Origin of the sequence: Prevotella sp., from assembly GCF_051059605.1 — a bacterium.
Lineage (GTDB): Bacteria > Bacteroidota > Bacteroidia > Bacteroidales > Bacteroidaceae > Prevotella.
The window spans coordinates 1,243,633-1,262,065 of sequence record NZ_CP050883.1 but is presented as its reverse complement, the minus strand read 5'-3'; the positions used below and the strand labels follow the sequence as shown (position 1 = coordinate 1,262,065).

14 protein-coding genes and 6 tRNA genes are annotated in these 18,433 nt (G+C 38.1%); 4 read left to right on the top strand and 16 right to left on the bottom strand.

Annotation, left to right across the window (positions count from 1 at the left end; translation table 11 throughout):
* Positions 1-65: 65 nt before the first annotated feature.
* A complete protein-coding gene (locus HEQ28_RS05165) occupies positions 66-1,487 on the top strand; it encodes a choice-of-anchor Q domain-containing protein (protein ID WP_434504098.1) in 1,422 nt (473 codons plus the stop codon).
* Positions 1,488-1,505: 18 nt separating this feature from the next.
* Here the strand turns inward: HEQ28_RS05165 and HEQ28_RS05160 are convergent, their stop codons facing one another.
* The 14 genes from HEQ28_RS05160 to uvrB all read right to left on the bottom strand — a co-directional run bounded on the left by HEQ28_RS05160 (position 1,506) and on the right by uvrB (position 11,436).
* Positions 1,506-2,717: an L-serine ammonia-lyase gene (locus tag HEQ28_RS05160; protein ID WP_434504097.1), complete on the bottom strand. Its 1,212-nt coding sequence runs from the start codon at positions 2,715-2,717 to the stop codon at positions 1,506-1,508.
* Between the two features lie 59 nt (positions 2,718-2,776).
* Positions 2,777-2,848, bottom strand: a tRNA-Glu gene (locus HEQ28_RS05155).
* A gap of 25 nt (positions 2,849-2,873) precedes the next feature.
* Positions 2,874-2,960, bottom strand: a tRNA-Ser gene (locus tag HEQ28_RS05150).
* A 251-nt stretch (positions 2,961-3,211) separates the two neighbouring features.
* Positions 3,212-3,284: transfer RNA gene (locus tag HEQ28_RS05145), tRNA-Lys, on the bottom strand.
* 33 nt (positions 3,285-3,317) lie between these two features.
* A tRNA-Lys gene (locus HEQ28_RS05140) sits at positions 3,318-3,390 on the bottom strand.
* Positions 3,391-3,521: 131 nt separating this feature from the next.
* Entirely contained in the window at positions 3,522-3,965 is a 444-nt protein-coding gene (locus HEQ28_RS05135; protein ID WP_434504096.1) for a T9SS type A sorting domain-containing protein, read from the bottom strand.
* Positions 3,966-4,083: 118 nt separating this feature from the next.
* Positions 4,084-4,156 (bottom strand) — tRNA-Gly (locus tag HEQ28_RS05130).
* 8 nt (positions 4,157-4,164) lie between these two features.
* Positions 4,165-4,237: transfer RNA gene (locus HEQ28_RS05125), tRNA-Thr, on the bottom strand.
* A 67-nt stretch (positions 4,238-4,304) separates the two neighbouring features.
* Positions 4,305-4,937: an HD domain-containing protein gene (locus HEQ28_RS05120; protein ID WP_434504095.1), complete on the bottom strand. Its 633-nt coding sequence runs from the start codon at positions 4,935-4,937 to the stop codon at positions 4,305-4,307.
* Positions 4,938-4,961: 24 nt separating this feature from the next.
* The gene (gene menA / locus HEQ28_RS05115) at positions 4,962-5,879 is read right to left on the bottom strand and encodes a 1,4-dihydroxy-2-naphthoate octaprenyltransferase (RefSeq protein WP_434504094.1); all 918 of its coding nucleotides are present in this window, start codon (positions 5,877-5,879) and stop codon (positions 4,962-4,964) included.
* A gap of 19 nt (positions 5,880-5,898) precedes the next feature.
* A complete protein-coding gene (locus HEQ28_RS05110; RefSeq protein WP_434504093.1) occupies positions 5,899-8,217 on the bottom strand; it encodes a putative porin in 2,319 nt (772 codons plus the stop codon).
* A complete protein-coding gene (locus tag HEQ28_RS05105) occupies positions 8,214-8,465 on the bottom strand; it encodes a mechanosensitive ion channel protein MscS (protein ID WP_434504092.1) in 252 nt (83 codons plus the stop codon). The genes HEQ28_RS05110 and HEQ28_RS05105 overlap by 4 nt, the downstream gene beginning before the upstream one ends.
* 10 nt (positions 8,466-8,475) lie before the next feature.
* Positions 8,476-9,285 (bottom strand): DUF4468 domain-containing protein, encoded by an 810-nt coding sequence (locus HEQ28_RS05100; RefSeq protein ID WP_434504091.1) that lies wholly within the window; start codon positions 9,283-9,285, stop codon positions 8,476-8,478.
* Positions 9,286-9,393: 108 nt separating this feature from the next.
* The gene (uvrB, locus tag HEQ28_RS05095) at positions 9,394-11,436 is read right to left on the bottom strand and encodes an excinuclease ABC subunit UvrB (protein ID WP_434504090.1); all 2,043 of its coding nucleotides are present in this window, start codon (positions 11,434-11,436) and stop codon (positions 9,394-9,396) included.
* A 142-nt stretch (positions 11,437-11,578) separates the two neighbouring features.
* On the opposite strand from uvrB, the gene HEQ28_RS05090 reads away from it, so the two are divergent.
* From HEQ28_RS05090 to HEQ28_RS05080, 3 genes are read left to right on the top strand one after another with little or no spacing between them, the layout of a single operon-like run.
* The gene (locus HEQ28_RS05090) at positions 11,579-12,418 is read left to right on the top strand and encodes an outer membrane protein assembly factor BamD (RefSeq protein WP_434504089.1); all 840 of its coding nucleotides are present in this window, start codon (positions 11,579-11,581) and stop codon (positions 12,416-12,418) included.
* Between the two features lie 8 nt (positions 12,419-12,426).
* Positions 12,427-12,765, top strand: coding sequence for a DNA-directed RNA polymerase subunit omega (locus tag HEQ28_RS05085; RefSeq protein ID WP_434504088.1), 339 nt, complete (start codon positions 12,427-12,429; stop codon positions 12,763-12,765).
* Positions 12,765-13,226 carry a DUF4293 domain-containing protein gene (locus HEQ28_RS05080; protein ID WP_434504087.1) on the top strand — a complete coding sequence of 154 codons (462 nt, stop codon included), beginning with the start codon at positions 12,765-12,767 and terminating at the stop codon, positions 13,224-13,226. Before HEQ28_RS05085 ends, HEQ28_RS05080 begins: the two co-directional genes overlap by 1 nt.
* A 305-nt stretch (positions 13,227-13,531) precedes the next feature.
* On the opposite strand, the gene nifJ is transcribed toward HEQ28_RS05080, so the two are convergent.
* A complete protein-coding gene (gene nifJ / locus HEQ28_RS05075) occupies positions 13,532-17,101 on the bottom strand; it encodes a pyruvate:ferredoxin (flavodoxin) oxidoreductase (RefSeq protein ID WP_434504086.1) in 3,570 nt (1,189 codons plus the stop codon).
* A gap of 67 nt (positions 17,102-17,168) precedes the next feature.
* The gene (locus HEQ28_RS05070; protein WP_434504085.1) at positions 17,169-18,356 is read right to left on the bottom strand and encodes an ATP-binding protein; all 1,188 of its coding nucleotides are present in this window, start codon (positions 18,354-18,356) and stop codon (positions 17,169-17,171) included.
* Positions 18,357-18,433: the final 77 nt, after the last annotated feature.

Here is an 18,433-nt window from a genome sequence, read left to right as displayed (position 1 = left end):
GATAATTTATTTGTTCATCAATGGTATATGCAAAATAAAATTCTTTAATTTGCGTTATATCACTGATGAACAAAATCATAACATTTATTTTATTGACTTTTGGTTTGTTATTTTTGTCATGCAATGATGATGAGAAGTTTTCTACATCTACGGCAGACAAACTGACATTCTCTGGCGATATCATTTCTCTTGATACCGTGTTTTCGACTATACCTTCTTCTACAAAATCTTTTTGGGTTTACAATAAGAATAATGCAGGAATAAGATGCAACAGTGTTCGATTGGAGTCTGGTAACCAAACTGGATTTAGAGTCAATGTTAATGGTTTGTATCTTAATTCTACGAATGGATACCGTGCAAATGATGTCATGTTATATCATGGCGACAGTTTGCGTGTCTTTGTAGAAGTAACGTCTCCCGCAAATAATGAGATTACACCTAAAAAGATTTCTGACAATCTTATATTTGAACTTGAAAGTGGAGTAGAGCAGAATATTAAATTACAGGCTTGGTCATGGGATGCGACAAAGGTATCTTCATTGCATGTTAATAATGATACCACTATAGATGGTAGTTCCAGACCAATATTGGTTTCTGGTGGAATAACGATAGCTAAGGGTGCTGTACTCAATATTGCAGCTGGTTCAGTACTTTATTTTGATTCATCTGCAGGCATTGATGTTTATGGACGTCTTAATATAGTGGGCAGTAGCGACAAAGAGGTTGTAATTCGTGGTAGTCGTCTTGATAAAATGTTTGATTATTTGCCATACGATCGTATGAGTGGTCAATGGAAAGGCGTTCATTTTTACGAATCTTCCTATGATAACTCTATAAAGTATTGTGATATTCATAGTGCTTTCAATGGAATCGTCTGTGACAGTAGTGACGTAGATAATGTAAAGCTAAATATAGAAGAATCAACTATACATAATTGTCAGGGATATGGATTGAAGTCTGTAAACAGTAATATAGCTTTGTTGAACACCCAGATAACTAACACATTGAATAATTGTATTTATATTGATGGTGGAAAAGCTACCATCAATGCTTGTACTATAGCTCAGTTTTATCCATTTGATTCTAATCGTGGTGCCGCTTTCTGCTTTCTTTCAAATCATGCTCTGAAATCAATGTCTGTATTTAATACTATTATTACAGGGTATGCGGACGATCAGTTGTATGGCTTGAAATCAGACGGTAAGGATTTTAATTATCAATTTAGTAATAGTATTATAAGGACCCCAGTTGTTACAACCTCAGACAGTGTCTATTTTAGTAATGTTGTTTATGAGTCTACTGTTAATGCTGATAGTGTGGGAAAAAATCATTTTGTTAAAATAGATGCAGACAATCAGTATTATGATTTCCATCTTTCCGCTAAATCTGCTGCTATAGATAAAGCCGATAAAATAACAGCTCCAACTTCTGATCGCAATGGTAAAAAACGCATTGGTATTCCAGACGTCGGAGCTTATGAGTATTAATCTATTGTGTCTAAAACCTTATTTGTCGCTATATCCTTTTGCTAATCCACCTTCTCCAGTCTCTTTGTAAAGTGAAGGTAGGTCATGTCCTGTTTGTTTCATAACTTTTACAACTCTGTCGAAACTTACACGGTGACTTCCGTCACTAAAAGACGCATATAATTGTGCATCAAGAGCACGTGTTGCAGCAAAGGCATTTCTCTCGATACATGGAATCTGAACGAGTCCGCATACTGGATCACATGTCATGCCTAAATGATGTTCAAGTCCCATTTCTGCAGCATACTCAATCTGAGCCGGACTGCCGCCAAAAATCTGACATGCAGCTGCAGAAGCCATAGCACAGGCAACTCCAACTTCACCTTGGCATCCCACTTCAGCTCCGCTTATCGATGCGTTCTTCTTAACGATGCTACCAAACAGGCCAGCAGTTGCGAGTGCTCGTACAATTCTATTGTCACTGAAGTTGTGAGATTTGTATATGTGATACAGTACTGCTGGTACTACACCGCATGCGCCACAAGTCGGAGCTGTGACAATCACACCTCCTGATGCATTTTCTTCACTTACAGCTAAAGCATAAGAATAGACCAATCCACGGCTTTGTAACGATTGTCTGTAACCGCTAGCCTTAACATTATATGTTGAAGCTTTTCTTGGTAAATGAAGCGGTCCAGGAAGAACACCTTCATGATTCAGTCCTCTTTCTACAGAATCTTTCATCACTTGCCATATCTGTAGAAGATAATCATTTATATCATCATCTTCATGGATGTCTACGTATTCCCAATAACTGCAACCTGTGTTATCACACCATTGTTTGATTTCATCAAGAGAGTTAAGAGGATATACATCTTTGGTTCGAAAATAGTCATCGTCTCCTTTCCCTTCAGACAATGCACCACCACCAACACTATAGACAGTCCAGTCATCCATAGGTTTGCCGTCTATGTCGTAAGCTACGAATTTCATTCCATTAGGATGAAATGGAAGAAACGTTTTAGGCTTCCATGATATCTGGACAGGTGCAATAGGACGTAATACATCCTCAATAGCAATGTCGGTCATGTGTCCTCTTCCAGTTGCAGCAAGCGAACCGTATAGAATAACGTTGAATGAAGATGCATCTTTGTGGCGTTCTGCAAAGATTGTTGCTGCTTTTTGAGGTCCCATAGTGTGACTACTAGAAGGACCTATGCCAATGCGAAAAATTTCCTTAATAGATTCCATTGTCTAAAGCTTTAAAAATGAAAAAAGCCCACAAATCTTAAGATTTGCAGGACTTGTTGTAGTCGATAGGGGAATCGAACCCCTATGCCAAGAATGAGAATCTTGTATCCTAACCATTAGATGAATCGACCATGGTGCATTCTTGAACTTTGCGTGCGGAAGGAGGGGGATTCGAACCCCCGGTACGATTACTCGCACGGCAGTTTAGCAAACTGCTGGTTTCAGCCACTCACCCATCCTTCCAATAAGGATTGATATCGTTTCCGATTCACAAGCATTGTTCTTAAATGCGGTGCAAAGGTAATTCTATTTTCCTATATTACCAAATCTTTTAGCTATTTTTTTTGAAAAAAGTTTCATTAAAAATGTATTATATTGAAAATCAGTATGGTTTGCTACTTAAACTTTCTTGTGATAATATGTGAGACCTCAGAATAAATAGGGTAGGTATATGTAAATAAAAAAGAGAGAACAAAAGTTCTCTCTCTGATTTGTGCGCCCTTAGGGATTCGAACCCTAGACCCACTGATTAAGAGTCAGTTGCTCTACCAACTGAGCTAAGGGCGCAAGATGCAATTTTTTGTTTCTGAGTTTTGTTTGTGCGCCCTTAGGGATTCGAACCCTAGACCCACTGATTAAGAGTCAGTTGCTCTACCAACTGAGCTAAGGGCGCATGTCTAAACTCTCCCAGAAATCATATTTCTGAATTGCGTGTGCAAAGGTACGTCCTTTTTTATTAATTGCCAAATCTTTTAGCGACTTTTTTCAAAAAAATATTAATTGGTATTTATAAAGTTGTATATATTAACGCTTTATAAATTTAATAACAGTACTGTTGTCTTGTAGTAGATATATACCAGTATTTAGTTTGCTTATGTCTATATATGTTTGATCATTATTTGTAGGCATGTCCTGGATTTTTTTACCTTCTACATTATATATATTAATATTAGATCCACCTTTTGTTCCACTTACAATTATGCTATTGTCATAAATACCTCCAATAGATGCTATATAGGCTTTGTCAATGTCATAATTAGAAACTAGATTTGCCATTGTTGCCGCAAGCTTGTTCGTCATAACAGTGTTGTCACTCCAATGGAGTGTTATGATGGAATCCTCATAACTTATTTCTGTAACACTCTTATCTGCTTTGTTTCCATTAATGCTAATGGCACTTTTGTCACTTCCGGCAAAAGCGTTTGTCGAAATGAGTAATGTCAAAAATATGGCAATAATGTGTTTCATAGGCAACTATTTTAAACAATATAGTCGCAAATATACTAAATAATTGTTTAGTATGTTACTGTTTTGAAGAATATAATGCTTATTTTGAAGAATTTTAACCTAAAGTTAAGATTCTTTGAGCGGCATGCGGGGGTCGAACCCGTGACCTTCGGCTTGGGAAGCCGACGCTCTACCAACTGAGCTAATGCCGCAATATCTGAGCCGATACCGGGACTCGAACCCGGGACCTATTCATTACGAATGAATTGCTCTACCAACTGAGCCATATCGGCAATGAAATCAAATTAATGATTGGTATTCGGAATGCAAAGGTAATTGATTTTTTCTAAAGGTCCAAATTTATTCAACAATTTCTTTGTTGTATATCCTTTCAAATTCGGTCCTTAGCAACTCATCGTCACTGATGATATTTTGTATAGTTTTTAGATTGTTGGCGTTTGGACTTCCTGGAATCCATAGGTGGATATATCCGTTAAATGAATACTTTTCATTCATGTGCTTTTGAAAGCGCGTCCATTGTTCTTCCTTGTTTTTTAATGGTTCATTTTCTAGACCAAATTCTACCGCTCTTGTAAAAACAGTTTCTGGGTCTAGGTCACGGTCTGCTTCTGCTACAATTTTTCCATAAAGACTGCGTGGTGCATGGCTAGAACTAGCTCTGTGGTCTTCTACAGCTTCTTTCATTATCTTTAGTTGGTCATCGCTGAACCATTTTTTAAGTCTGTTATCTGAAGACAGAATCTTACCGCTTGTTATATGGTGTATCGCCCTTGGACCACTCATTCCTAAGTCATGGTATGCTGCAACGACGTATGCTATATTAACGTCGGCACCTGTTAGATGTGCCAATTGTATGGAATTATCAATAACCCTCATTACATGTTGCAGTCCATGGCTTTTGCCGAAGTTGTTATATTTTGGAAGAATGTTTCTTTCTATGAATTCCATTATCTCCAGTGTTACTTGTTGCATTATAGAATAGAATTTTGTTGGTTATTATAGTAATATTGATAGGGCAGAAAGAGTACAGAAGAGTAGCATGTTCTGTGATGTCTTTCCTAGGATAGAATTTAATACCTTTCCATGGTTTATTTTTATCATTTTGCGATATGCTAAGTAATGCATAGGCACATATAATAAAGGTAGTGCTGTTAAAATCAGATTCTTTCCTGTGATATATGCGGCAAAACACATCGCGATTGCTCCCATAAAACCAATAAAGAAATATAATCTTTCACCTATTTTCTCACCAACCCTAACTATTAGTGTTATCTTGCCGTCGCGCTTATCGTTGTCTCGATCTCTATAATTGTTTATTATTAATAATGTGTCAATAACTAGTCCACATCCAATTGAAGCTGCAAGTACATTAAGTGGAATCTCTTTTTGCATAAATGGTACTACAACATAATATGTTATGCATACTGGTATTATTCCAAAAAAGACAATAACCAGTACATCTCCAAGACCTAGATATGATAGTTTGGTGGTGTATAGAAAACAGCAAACAACGCATATACCGCCTATTAGCAGCATTTCGACACCTCCGTAAAATATGAGTGGCAATCCTATAACACATGCGATGGCTGTTGTCGCAATTATACCATATTTCATGGCTTTTAGTGTTATCCAGCCTTCAGAACATGCTCTTTTGGGGCCAAGTCGCGTCTCTGAATCATCGTTTCCTTTGATACAGTCAAAGTAATCATTGATGAAGTTTGCGTCAATTTGCATGATCATTGCAAATAAAAAGCATAATGTGGCTGGTATTATATAAAAATCGGCAATCCCTGTTTTGTTAAATACCAGTGCCAAAGCTACAATTATTGGTAGTGCTGCTCCAGTAAGAGTCTTTGGTCTGGCTGCAAGTATCCATGCCTTGAAACTGTTTGTTATAATATTCTGATTGTCCATAATTACTTATTTCCTGTTTCTAGTTAAAGAAATTCCAACTTATTCCAATTCTGAGTATTCTCTCGTTTAGTGGATAGTGTGGACTCAGGAAGTAGTTCTTGGTTCCATTTCCAGCATTTACATGACTCATCATTATGAAAAAGCGTGTATGCTTTAGATGAAAATTAGCGTAAACATTAACTATAGGATAGTTTCCTATATTCACTCTGCTATCAGTTCCATTTGTTGTACTCGTATTTGTCTGTACTGTATATTGTCCAATCCCCGGGATATATTCAGGAGCATAATATTCCGTAAAATATCTGACGTCACCACCTAAATCACATTTTAGCACATGTGCAATCTTGAATCTTAGATACAAGTTACTGTATATGTTCAAATCTGGTACAGGAAGAGCTTCTTTGTTACTTGATTTTTGATACGTAATTTCATTTTCCCAGTTAAGAGGCCCGAGTGTGAAATCCTGTGATAACGAAGCGGTTATGAGATTTATAGCTACACTATTTTGTTTTACTGTAATGGCGTTGCTAAGTCTGTTGAAATCTTTGTCTATTGTATACGAAGATGCGAAATAAGTATAATTCTTTATTTCGTCTACTGCTACACGTAGTGATGTGCGTGTCTTCTTATAGCTAAACACACCCTGAATGCGTGAATGGATTACCTTGTCCAAGTCATTATTATCCCACCAATAGTGCATTGAGTGGTAATGGCGATAGTAGAATGTTGGATTTAGTCGGTATAAAAAGCCGCTTGCAGCAAGAGTTACTGTATCTCCAAATAGTTTAAAGTTTAGGTCAGCTGTAGCATCAAATTTCACTTGCCCTGCATCTGCACCTGTAAGCCAAGTCTCACCGATAACACTGTAATGGAATGTCTTTCCTTGCGTCTTATTAATCATTCCTCCAATGCTTATGTTATGCTCATTGTACGATTTTGTGCCAATAGAGTCGGGGAGTGTGAAATGACGTAGGTCTGATGTTGCAAATACTTTGATTCCCGATTTTGCCCATTTGTTGAATCCTTCAAGAAGAGATATTGCAAATGTGTTTTTAAGACTGTAATGACTTGTCTTGTCGTATATAGAGTCGCCTGGTAGCTTTTCGTCTACCTTATAAGTATTAGCATAGAATTTATCTGGAGTTTCATAAGCTTGATATATGCGCGTATAGTTGTTGAATTCCAGCGTATGAATAAAGCTTGTTACCGGAACAAACTCGTTTTTTAACCATGCAGTGTCTTTTTTAGCATTTTTCTCAGCTGCTAGAATACTGTCTGCTGTTTCTTTGTTTATTGATAAACGTTTTCCGCCATTATCTTTCTTGTCTGGTTCTGCACCGGCAATCTTTGCGTTGTCAGGTCTGCCAGCAAAAGATTTAGGCTCTTTTTCGTTAGGCTTATCATTGCGTTTAGTATTCTTATCTTTTTCCGCTATGGCGTTTTCTTTCTTAGACTCCATTGCAAATTTCTTCGCTTTGATTTCATCTTCGGTCATTTTGACCTTTCTGCTGAAACCCATGTTGTAGCGTTGTGTGAACAGAATATGTTGGTTATCATTTCTGTTCCAGTTCTTTTCTAATACGGTTGGTATCTCGTTGGTTGCATAATTATCACTAAAACTTTCGGGATGCTTTATGTAATTGTCGTCTTTAATACCTCCATTCTCTGCCATCTTCTGATGATTTGTAGAGACAAGAAGATGTGCTTGGTAATTGTCGTCAATATATGAACCATACATCGTATAGTTAAAATTTGACGCACTTTGGTTTTGGTAATATCCACGACCGTATAGATAGTCGAACTTGAAACCTACACCAAGTTTTTTACCTGCGTTGGCACCGAACTTAGCTGTGAAATGATCTTCTCCATTTATTCTATCTCCAGCGTTGTTATACGTAATATTAGTAAATGGTGACAATGTGTTGGTGAAATAGAACTTGTCTTCAGGCGTAATAAAAAAGTCATACGGTTGTGTGAAGATAAACTGTCCTGTATTTACTCTATCAATAAACACACGGTTGATACGTGGTGCACCAAGGTTGCCGGTAGTGTTGAATTCACCTCGCATACCTGTAGTGAAGATTGAATTCATAAACATATGCGGAATGGTGTCAAGTACAGCATCTGTCCTGTCACCAAACCTTTTGTCTATTGTCCAAACCTTAATACCCTTTGGTATTTCTTTGTCAGAACCTAATGAATCTATTTTATTCTTGCCTCCTCGTTTGGTTATATTTCCAGTTTCGTCCATTTGGTTGTAAGAACCGTTATCATTGAATTGGGCGAATATATTAGAGACCGAGAGAAGAAGGACGACTATAAATAATACTCTTTTCATTTATGGAACATTCGTAGTGACACTTCGATAAATTTCAATACTACCGCAATGATAAGTATCACGGCGCCTGTAATCTTAAAATCTGATTTTGTGTAAATTATTACTCCTGCAATTGCCAATACCATAAACGCAATATTTATGATGTTACGGTATTTGAACATGGAATCTTTCCCATTGTTGAGTTTTGGCTGAGTGTGATTTGGTTTTACAGCGTATTCTCTTTCCTTATTATTTATATTTTCTTCCATAATCGTTTTGTTATTTTTGGTTTAATACCAATTTAATATTATTAAAAATTTCGTTTATTCTGTCAATAGTTTTAATTCTAAACTTGGCGTTAAGTCTGTTCATTTTGCCTTTGCTATTTATGCTTTCTTTATCCGAGATAAGCTTTTCTGCAGAATCTTTGAAGCCTGTAACACGACCTTGCTCGTAGTTATAGTTTATGCGGCTTATAGTGACTTTTGCCTTATTATCATCGCACTCTGCAATGATAGTATATGAAAATTCTGTTCTGTCAAGAGATAGAAAGTTGTTTGAGAAAACAAGCCATTCAATGCACTTTGCGGCAATAATGTGTTTCTCTTTGTTTACAAGCGCAATTCTACTGTTTGTTTGGTTGGCGTCTGTTGTAATTGAGCTGATGGCAGAATAAAGTCTGTCGTATATGTCGCTAGCTTTCATTCCTGGAACATCTTCTTTGAGCGAAAATACAACATTGCCGTTCTCTTCAGGTACAGCTCCAGCAAGATATTTTGCGTTCTCTTCAGGATTTTCTTCCTTAACAATTACATTTGTTTTTGGTGTTTGTACAGGAACTGTCCATTCAGAAGGACTATTAACATCTTTCTTATCATTTGAAGTAGCTTGCTCTAATTCTTTGGCAGCTTTCAAAGCATCGTCGGCAGCCTTTTGTGCTTCCTCTGCGGCTTTCTTGGCTTCGGCAGCTTTTTTAGCGGCTTCAGCCTTCAGCTGTTCAATTTTTGTATTACTTTGTGTTGTCTTTACATCCTGTGCCATTCCAAAAACTGGCAAAAAGCAGAGTGACAATATAAATAATTTCTTCATAATGCAAACTTATTATAATGATATAATTACGGCAAAAGTAATAAAAAAAGATGAGAGCAATTAAGTAGGTGTAGGTAGATTTCTTAAACTTAACTATAATTAATAGATTTACTCCTTTAATTTTAGCTGGTCTTGCAATCTTATAATTTCATCTCTATATTGCGCAGCCTGAATAAAGTCAAGATTTTTAGCAGCCATTTTCATTAACTCTGTTGTGTTGTCTATACTTCGTTGGAGTTCATCGTGTGACATGTGTTTCACAATTGTATCTGCAGCGAAAGTACCAAACTCCGGTTCAATATATGCATTTGATGCGATATTGTTGCCGCCTCTACCTGCTGCGTTGTTAGTGTCATTGCCCATTGCGAGTGATGAACCAATCTTCTTGGTAATCTGCTGAGGAGTAATATTGTGGTCTTGATTATATTTAAGCTGAATGCTACGTCGTCTTGCAGTTTCATCAATAGTACGTTGCATACTATCTGTTATTTTGTCAGCATACATAATAACTCTTCCGTTGACATTTCGTGCAGCACGTCCAGCTGTCTGAGTCAAACTTCTATGACTTCTAAGGAATCCTTCTTTGTCAGCATCCAAAATCGCAACCAATGAAACTTCAGGTAAATCAAGTCCTTCACGAAGTAGGTTCACACCAACAAGGACATCATATACACCTGCTCTTAAATCATTCATTATTCTTACTCTGTCAAGAGTGGCTACGTCGCTATGTATATAGTTGGCTTTTACGTCATGATTTAAGAGATATTCTGTAAGTTCTTCCGCCATTCGTTTTGTTAATGTCGTTACTAGAACTCTTTCGTTTCTATTGCATCTGGTAAGAATTTCGTCCATTAGGTCATCTATCTGGTTTTCAGACGGTCTGACCTCTATTTCTGGATCAAGTAATCCTGTTGGTCGTATAATCTGCTCTACTACGATACCCTCTGCTTCCTCAATCTCATAGTTGGCAGGAGTAGCACTAACGTAAATTATTTGGTTTATTAATTCGTGGAATTCTTCAAATCTCAAAGGACGGTTGTCGAATGCAGCAGGAAGTCGGAAACCAAATTCAATTAGATTTTGTTTTCTAGCTCTGTCACCACCATACATTGCACTTATTTGTGGAACACTTACGTGACTCTCATCAATAACGATAAGGTAATCTTTCGGGAAAAAGTCTAAAAGGCAGTAAGGTCTTTCACCGGCATTTCTGCCATCAAAATATCTTGAATAGTTTTCTATTCCACTACAGTGTCCGAGCTCCTTCATCATTTCCATATCGTACTCAACTCTTTCCTTAATTCGCTGAGCCTTAATGCTGTCTCCGATTTCGTTGAAGTAGTCTACTTGCTTTGTAAGATCATCCTGAATTTGTCTTATGGCTAATTCCGTCTGTTCTTTCGTTGTGACAAAAAGATTAGCTGGATATATCTCATATTCCTCAAATGATGTAAGCGTATGAAATGTAATATTATCTACTTCCTCAATGCTGTCAATTTCGTCATCCCACCATGTAACCCTAAGAATGTTGTCGCTGTAGGCCATGGATATGTCAACAGTGTCACCCTTTACTCTGAAGTTTCCGCGTTGCAGTTCAATGTCATTTCTTACATATAGAGCATTTACTAATTGTCGCAAAAATTCATTGCGGTCTATAGTTTGTCCTTTTTTTATTTTTATTATGTTTTCCTGCATAGCGGCTGGTCCGCCCATACCATATATGCATGATACAGAAGACACAACGACAACATCTCTACGTCCTGATAATAGGGCAGAGACGGCACTTAGTCTCAATTTGTCAATCTCTTCATTTATGGCAAGATCCTTTTCTATATATGTATCAGAAGAAGGCAGATAAGCCTCTGGCTGGTAATAGTCATAATATGATACGTAATACTCAACAGCATTATTTGGAAAAAATCCTTTCATTTCCTCATATAGCTGTGCTGCAAGAGTCTTATTGTGACTTAATATAAGGGTAGGCTTGTTTACGTTGGCAATAACATTAGCTACTGTAAACGTTTTTCCTGAACCTGTAACTCCAAGAAGTACCTGAGCTGGTGCTCCTTGTTGTAATTCTTCAGTTAGTTGTTTTATAGCTTCCGGCTGATCACCAGTTGGACTATATTTTGAAGTTAGTTTAAAATCCATGTCTATTCCCTTGTGTAAACTGCAAAATTACTAAATAATCAGCTAATATGAGTTATAAAGACTAATAATTTGCGAAAAAGTGTATTATTTACTTTGTAAATCAGGGAAAAGTAAGTAACTTTGCATCTCAATATATTTAAATATGAAGAAATATAGTCTATTCCCAATATGCCTGGCGATGCTTTTTTCAAGTTGCGCCAGTGAATTCAATAAGGTTTACAAGACTGATGATTATCAGTATAAATACGAGTATGCAAAAGAATGCTATGCTAATGGTAAGTACACGCGTGCTATAACGTTGCTTACGGATCTTATTACTATAGAAAAGGGAACAGACAATGCCCAAGAAAGTCTTTATATGTTGGCTATGGCTGAATATAACAGTATGGACTATGAGGGGGCTGCTCAAGCTTTCAAACGATATTATCAGTCTTATCCAAAAGGATATTTGGCAGAGATGTCACATTATTATGAGGGACTAAGCTTGTATATGAGTACTCCTGAACCTCGTCTTGATCAATCTATGACAATTTCCGCTATTTCTGCTTTTCAGACATATTTGGATCTATATCCTGATGCAAAGTTGAAAGAGACTGCTCAAAAGAAATTGTTTGAATTGCAAGATAAGTTGGTTTTGAAGGAACTTTATTCTGCAAGACTATATTATAACCTTGGTCCTTATTTTGGTAATTGCACCGATGGTGGTAATAACTATGAGGCTTGTATTGTAACTAGTCAGAATGCTCTTAAGGATTATCCTTATACTAGCATGCGTGAAGACTTCTCTGTTCTAATAATGAAGAGTAAGTTTGAACTTGCTGAACAGAGTGTTGATGAGAAACGTCTTGACAGATATCAGGATGCAGAAGATGAGTGTTATGGTTTCCTTAATGAATTTCCAGATTCAAAGGAAAAGATTACAGCCCAGAGATGTATTGAGAAATGCAAAAAACATACAGGAGAAAATAATAACGATAAATAAACAAATAAATGGATTACAAGAAGTCAAAAGCACCAGTGAACACAGTCACTCGTAACATTATGGATTTATGTGATGAAACTGGTAATATTTATGAGAGTGTAACTATCATATCTAAGCGCGCAAATCAGATCTCTGTTGAAATCAAACAGGAACTTAATAAAAAATTGGCAGAGTTCGCTTCTTACAATGATTCTCTTGAGGAAGTGTTTGAAAATCGTGAACAGATTGAGATTTCACGCTATTATGAGAAACTTCCTAAGCCAATCTTGTTGGCTACTCAGGAATTTGTAGACGGTAACATTTATTGGCGCGATCCTGCAAAGGATACTGTTAATAACGAGAACTAATGATACAGCGTAGACAGACTTTATTTCTGCTTGTAGCTCTTATTCTCACTATTGTATGTCTTTCTTTGCCGGTTGCTGTATTTGAACCAACTGGTATGGGCGTTAATACAGAGGTATATAATTTGTGGATAAAGAACGGAAGTGGTGCATTAGATTTTAAGGTGTGTCCTCTGTTTGTGATTCTTTTACTTACTTGCCCTATCAACTTATGGTCAATATTTAAGTTTCATGACAGAAAGTTTCAAGCTCGTCTCTGCATTGTTAATATATTGCTGATACTTTTGTGGTATGTGGCATATATGTATTTCACAATGTTAGGTGGTCTTACATTTGAAAATCAAACTTTGCACTTCGCATTTGCGGCTTGTCTGCCATTAATATCAATGGTTTTATATATTATGGCACATCATTCAATAATTGCTGATGAAAAGCTCGTAAGGGCTGCTGATAGAATTAGATAGTGATACAAACAATATAGAAGCGCTGGAGTTACTTTACTCCAGCGCTTTTTTATTTTTAGCTACGTTAACTCCTGAATCCCTTTGTATATGGGAGTTTACGTAAATTAAACATGGAATTTTAGTATATTGAGCTACGTTATTGACTGCCGATTTAACGATAAAACGATAAATCAATTTCATCTACGTTTCACTCCCTTTGTTTAAAGGCTATCTAAACGATTACGTAGCTTAGTAGCTTAAATAAATAAAAAGGGCTGGTACAGGAATGTACCAGCCCTTTGGGATATTTAGTTTAAAACTATTCTTTAGATAGTCTCGCTCCAGTCTTCCTGGCTCTTTCTTACATAGCTCTGATAACGGCGTTTTGCCATCTTTTCAGCCTGTGCGAACAATTCCTCAGCCTCGTTAGGATAAGCCTTCTGAACACTCATATAGCGAACCTCACCAAGTAGGAAGTCGCGGAAGTTTGCCCAGTTAGGTTCTTTGCTATCCAAAGTGAATGGATTCTTTCCTTCTTCAGCCAATTGTGGGTTAAAGCGCCACAAGTGCCAGTAACCGCATTCAACAGCAAGCTCTTGCTCACGCTGTGAACGTCCCATACCGCCACGCTTCAAACCGTGATTGATACATGGAGAGTAAGCAATGATCAATGATGGACCTGGATAAGCTTCAGCTTCACGGATAGCCTTCAATGTCTGAGCATTGTCAGCACCCATTGCAATCTGAGCTACGTATACGTAACCGTAAGTTGCCTGCATAAGACCAAGGTCTTTCTTGCATATACGCTTACCCTGAGCAGCGAACTGTGCGATAGCACCTAGTGGAGTAGACTTAGAACTCTGACCACCAGTGTTAGAGTAAACCTCGGTATCAAGAACAAGGATGTTTACATCTTCACCAGAAGCAAGAACGTGATCAAGACCACCATAACCGATATCATAAGAAGCACCGTCACCACCAATAATCCACTGTGAACGCTTAACCAAGTAATGATCAAGAGTCTTTAGCTCAGAGCAGATCTCGCAACCTGCCTCAGCACCCTTGGCAATTAGAGGTTTAAGTTCAGCGGCAGCAGCCTTAGAACCATCAGCATCATCCTTAGCTTCAATCCACTTCTCAGCAGCAGCCTTGAACTCTTCTGTAGCTCCATTTTCGATGGCGTCGTTAAGTAACTTAACAATGCGCTCTTTCATCTTCTTGTTACCCATTGTCATACCAAGACCAAACTCGCAGAAATCCTCGAACAAAGAGTTGTCGAATGCAGGACCCTGACCTTCAGCATTTGTTGTGTATGGAGTAGCTGGAATAGAAGCTGAGTAGATAGAAGAACAACCTGTAGCGTTAGCAATCATCTCACGGTCACCGTAGAGTTGAGAAACCAACTTAACATAAGGAGTCTCACCACAACCAGAGCAAGCACCAGAGAATTCAAACAAAGGCTGAGCGAACTGTGAGTTCTTTGCACTCTGCTTGATATCAACAAGATGCTGCTTAGATGTAACATTCTTAACTAGGTATTCCCAGTTCTGAGCTTCCTTAACCATTTCTGGTTTATCAATGTTGAATGGTATCATAGTCAATGCCTTTTCGCCCTTCTTACCAGGACAAACATCAGCACAGTTACTACATCCAAGACAGTCAAGAACAGAAACCTCTATACGGAATTGCATTCCAACAAGAGACTTAGGAGCCTTGATTTCAAGAGTTGTTCCATCGAAGCCCTTAGCTTCATTCTCATCAAGAACGAATGGACGTATAGCAGCGTGAGGGCATGAATATGCACACTTGTTACACTGGATACAGTTCTCTGAATTCCATACAGGAACGAAAGCCTCTACACCGCGCTTTTCAAATGCAGATGAGCCATTCTGCCATGTACCGTCAACAGTATCATGCTTAACAAAGTCAGAAACCTTAAGAAGGTCACCGCTCTGTCCGTTGATAGGACGAACAAGTTCCTTGATAAATGCAGGTGCATTATCTTCCTTAGCTGAATCGTCAGCGAGGTTAGCCCATGCTGGATCAACAGCAAGTTCCTTGTATTCGTTTCCGTGTTCAACAGCACCGAAGTTCTTGTCAACAACATCCTGACCCTTCTTAGAGTAAGACTTAACAATAAATGCCTTCATCTGCTCAACAGCAAGATCCAAAGGAATAACCTCTGTAATGCGGAAGAATGCACTCTGAAGAATTGTATTTGTACGGTTGCCAAGACCAATCTCCTGTGCAATCTTTGTTGCGTTGATATAATATACCTTGATATTGTGCTTTGCGAAGTAAGCCTTAACCTTATTAGGGATAAAGTTTACAAGCTCATCACCTTCGAAGATAGTATTCAACAAGAATGTACCGTTGTCACGAAGACCGCGAGTAACGTCATACATATGAAGGTAAGCCTGAACGTGGCAAGCTACGAAGTTAGGAGTATTTACCTGATATGTAGAGTGGATAGGCTCATCACCGAAACGAAGGTGAGAACATGTGAAACCACCAGACTTCTTAGAGTCGTAGCTGAAATATGCCTGACAGTACTTATTAGTGTTGTTACCAATAATCTGAACAGAGTTCTTGTTAGCACCTACAGTACCATCAGCACCAAGTCCGTAGAACTTAGCCTCGAACAATGTGTCGCCACCCATTGGAATTTCTTCCTCTTCTGGAAGAGAAGTGAATGTAACGTCATCAACAATACCTACAGTAAAGTGATTCTTTGGCTCTGGCAATTCAAGGTTCTTGAATACAGCAATAATCTTAGCTGGTGTAGTATCGCTAGAACCAAGACCATAGCGACCGCCAACGATAACAGGCTTGCGCTCGTCGTTGTATAGTGCGCTCTTAACGTCAAGATACAATGGTTCACCTTCAGCTCCTGGCTCCTTAGTACGGTCAAGAACAGCAATGCGCTTAACAGTAGCAGGAAGTGTCTTCTTAAGGAAGTCAACAGAGAATGGACGATACAAATGAACAGATACCATACCTACTTTCTTTCCCTGCTTTATAAGGAAATCGATAGCTTCGCGAGCTGCTTCAGTAGCAGAACCCATCAATATGATAATATCCTCTGCATCCTTTGCACCATAGTAGTTGAACAAGTGATACTCACGACCTGTGATAGAAGAGATCTTACCAAGGTAATCCTCAACAACAGCAGGAACTCTATCATAATATTCGTTGCTTGCCTCACGATGTGTGAAGAATGTCTCTGGATTCTCAGCAGTACCGCGTGTTACAGGGCGCTCTGGAGACAAAGCACGATCGCGGAAACGCTTGATGTCTTCAGGATCAACAAGACCTCTGATTGATTCCTGATCAATCTCTTCAATCTTATGATACTCATGAGATGTACGGAAACCGTCGAAGAAGTTGATGAAAGGAATACTAGTCTTTAATGTTGCAAGATGTGGAACGGCAGTAAGGTCCATAACCTCCTGAACAGAACCTGAACAGAACATTGCGAAACCAGTCTGGCGACATGCCATTACATCCTGATGATCACCAAAGATACAAAGTGAGTGTGATGCCAATGTACGAGCAGATACATCGAATACGCAAGGGAGAAGCTCTCCTGCAATCTTATACATATTAGGGATCATCAAAAGAAGACCCTGAGATGCTGTAAATGTTGTAGTCAGTGCACCAGCCTGAAGAGAACCGTGAACTGCACCAGCAGCACCGCCCTCAGACTCCATTTCTTGAACTGAAACAGTCTGTCCCATAAGGTTCTTGCGACCTTTGGCAGCCCATTCATCTACATGCTCCGCCATAGGAGAAGACGGAGTGATAGGGTAGATGGCAGCTACCTCAGTAAACATATAGCTTACATGAGCCGCAGCTGTGTTACCATCACATGTGATAAATTTTTTTTCTTTAGCCATTTTATATTTGATAAAATTATTAATAAATGTTTTATATATCTATTCTCAATTTAAGTTTTATAGAATTTCAATATATGAATCCCAGCAACCAAAGTGGTATTCTGTTTTCCTTTCCCACTTCCGTATTGTATCTGGCGTATATGGTGTCGGGGTTGCATCTCTGTTTATGCTCGCTTTGAGCATCTGAAATTTTGAATTTGATGTTGCCGTCAACCATGAAAAAATGGTCTTTGGATGCTTGGTTAACTTTATGGTCTTTCCACAATGAGTTTACAAAAAATGTTTCCATAATGTCCTGATCATTTATTTGAATAGGGTAGATGGCATACATGAGATTTGTATTATGCATCATTACCTTGCTAGGCTTTTTGGGAAATTCCTGTCCGACAGGGTATATTATGTTTATCAAGCGTGCGTCAGCTAGATATTTGATGTAGTTCATCACTGTAGCGCGACTTGTTTCTATTTCGTGTGCCAGATTACTTATATTTGGAGCTTTTGGACCTTCTACAGCTAATAAGTAAAAAAGCTTTTTTATTTTCGTGAGATACTTTAAGTCTATTTGCTTAATAAGAAGAATATCTACTTCAGTCATCATATTCATTGTCTTGAGCAGATTTTCTGAAAAGTTGCGTTGCTCAAGAAAGAATGGATAGAAACCATGATGAATGTAATCATGAAAATATTTCAAAGGACTGACTTTAGGAAGAATATCCTTAATTATGTGCTCGTGGTTTTGGAGAATTTCGTCTAATGTGTATGGACGGAAATTGTTTCCTGTTTGCAAATTCAAAAATTCACGGAAAGAAAATCCTCTTAAACTATAGCTTTTTACGATACCATTTAGTTCTGGGTTTTCTTCTTTCAGACGCATTACACTACTACCTGTAAATACTATTTTCAAGTTAGGGAAGTTGTCGTAGCACTTGCGTAATTCCTGACTCCAGTTAGGTTGCTTGAAAACTTGGTCAATAAGTAATACTTTTCCACCTTGGGCGGCAAAGTCACCAGCAAACTCAGCAATGCCTTTTCCCTGAAAATAGAAGTTGTTCATGTTGATATACAAGCAACGGCGGTCATCAGGTCCGAACTTCTCTTTGGCATATTGCAGTAGGAATGTGCTTTTTCCAACGCCACGTGTTCCCTTAATGCCAATCATACGATCATTCCAATCAATCTCGTCCATCAGGGTTCGACGTACTGGCGCATCTGTATGCTCAACTAGGTAAGCGTGTGTGCTGAAGAAAGCTTCCATATATTTAATAAGTTTGTTTTATTTAATCCAATGCAAAGATAATACTTATTTCTATATTTGCAAACTCTAGTTTGCAA

What these genes read in the sequence shown, in the direction of transcription:
- HEQ28_RS05165 (WP_434504098.1), top strand. Translation starts at nt 66, where the DNA reads ATGAACAAAATCATAACATTTATTTTATTGACTTTTGGTTTGTTATTT.
- HEQ28_RS05160 (WP_434504097.1), bottom strand. Translation starts at nt 2,717, where the DNA reads ATGGAATCTATTAAGGAAATTTTTCGCATTGGCATAGGTCCTTCTAGT.
- HEQ28_RS05135 (WP_434504096.1), bottom strand. Translation starts at nt 3,965, where the DNA reads ATGAAACACATTATTGCCATATTTTTGACATTACTCATTTCGACAAAC.
- HEQ28_RS05120 (WP_434504095.1), bottom strand. Translation starts at nt 4,937, where the DNA reads ATGCAACAAGTAACACTGGAGATAATGGAATTCATAGAAAGAAACATT.
- menA (WP_434504094.1), bottom strand. Translation starts at nt 5,879, where the DNA reads ATGGACAATCAGAATATTATAACAAACAGTTTCAAGGCATGGATACTT.
- HEQ28_RS05110 (WP_434504093.1), bottom strand. Translation starts at nt 8,217, where the DNA reads ATGAAAAGAGTATTATTTATAGTCGTCCTTCTTCTCTCGGTCTCTAAT.
- HEQ28_RS05105 (WP_434504092.1), bottom strand. Translation starts at nt 8,465, where the DNA reads ATGGAAGAAAATATAAATAATAAGGAAAGAGAATACGCTGTAAAACCA.
- HEQ28_RS05100 (WP_434504091.1), bottom strand. Translation starts at nt 9,285, where the DNA reads ATGAAGAAATTATTTATATTGTCACTCTGCTTTTTGCCAGTTTTTGGA.
- uvrB (WP_434504090.1), bottom strand. Translation starts at nt 11,436, where the DNA reads ATGGATTTTAAACTAACTTCAAAATATAGTCCAACTGGTGATCAGCCG.
- HEQ28_RS05090 (WP_434504089.1), top strand. Translation starts at nt 11,579, where the DNA reads ATGAAGAAATATAGTCTATTCCCAATATGCCTGGCGATGCTTTTTTCA.
- HEQ28_RS05085 (WP_434504088.1), top strand. Translation starts at nt 12,427, where the DNA reads ATGGATTACAAGAAGTCAAAAGCACCAGTGAACACAGTCACTCGTAAC.
- HEQ28_RS05080 (WP_434504087.1), top strand. Translation starts at nt 12,765, where the DNA reads ATGATACAGCGTAGACAGACTTTATTTCTGCTTGTAGCTCTTATTCTC.
- nifJ (WP_434504086.1), bottom strand. Translation starts at nt 17,101, where the DNA reads ATGGCTAAAGAAAAAAAATTTATCACATGTGATGGTAACACAGCTGCG.
- HEQ28_RS05070 (WP_434504085.1), bottom strand. Translation starts at nt 18,356, where the DNA reads ATGGAAGCTTTCTTCAGCACACACGCTTACCTAGTTGAGCATACAGAT.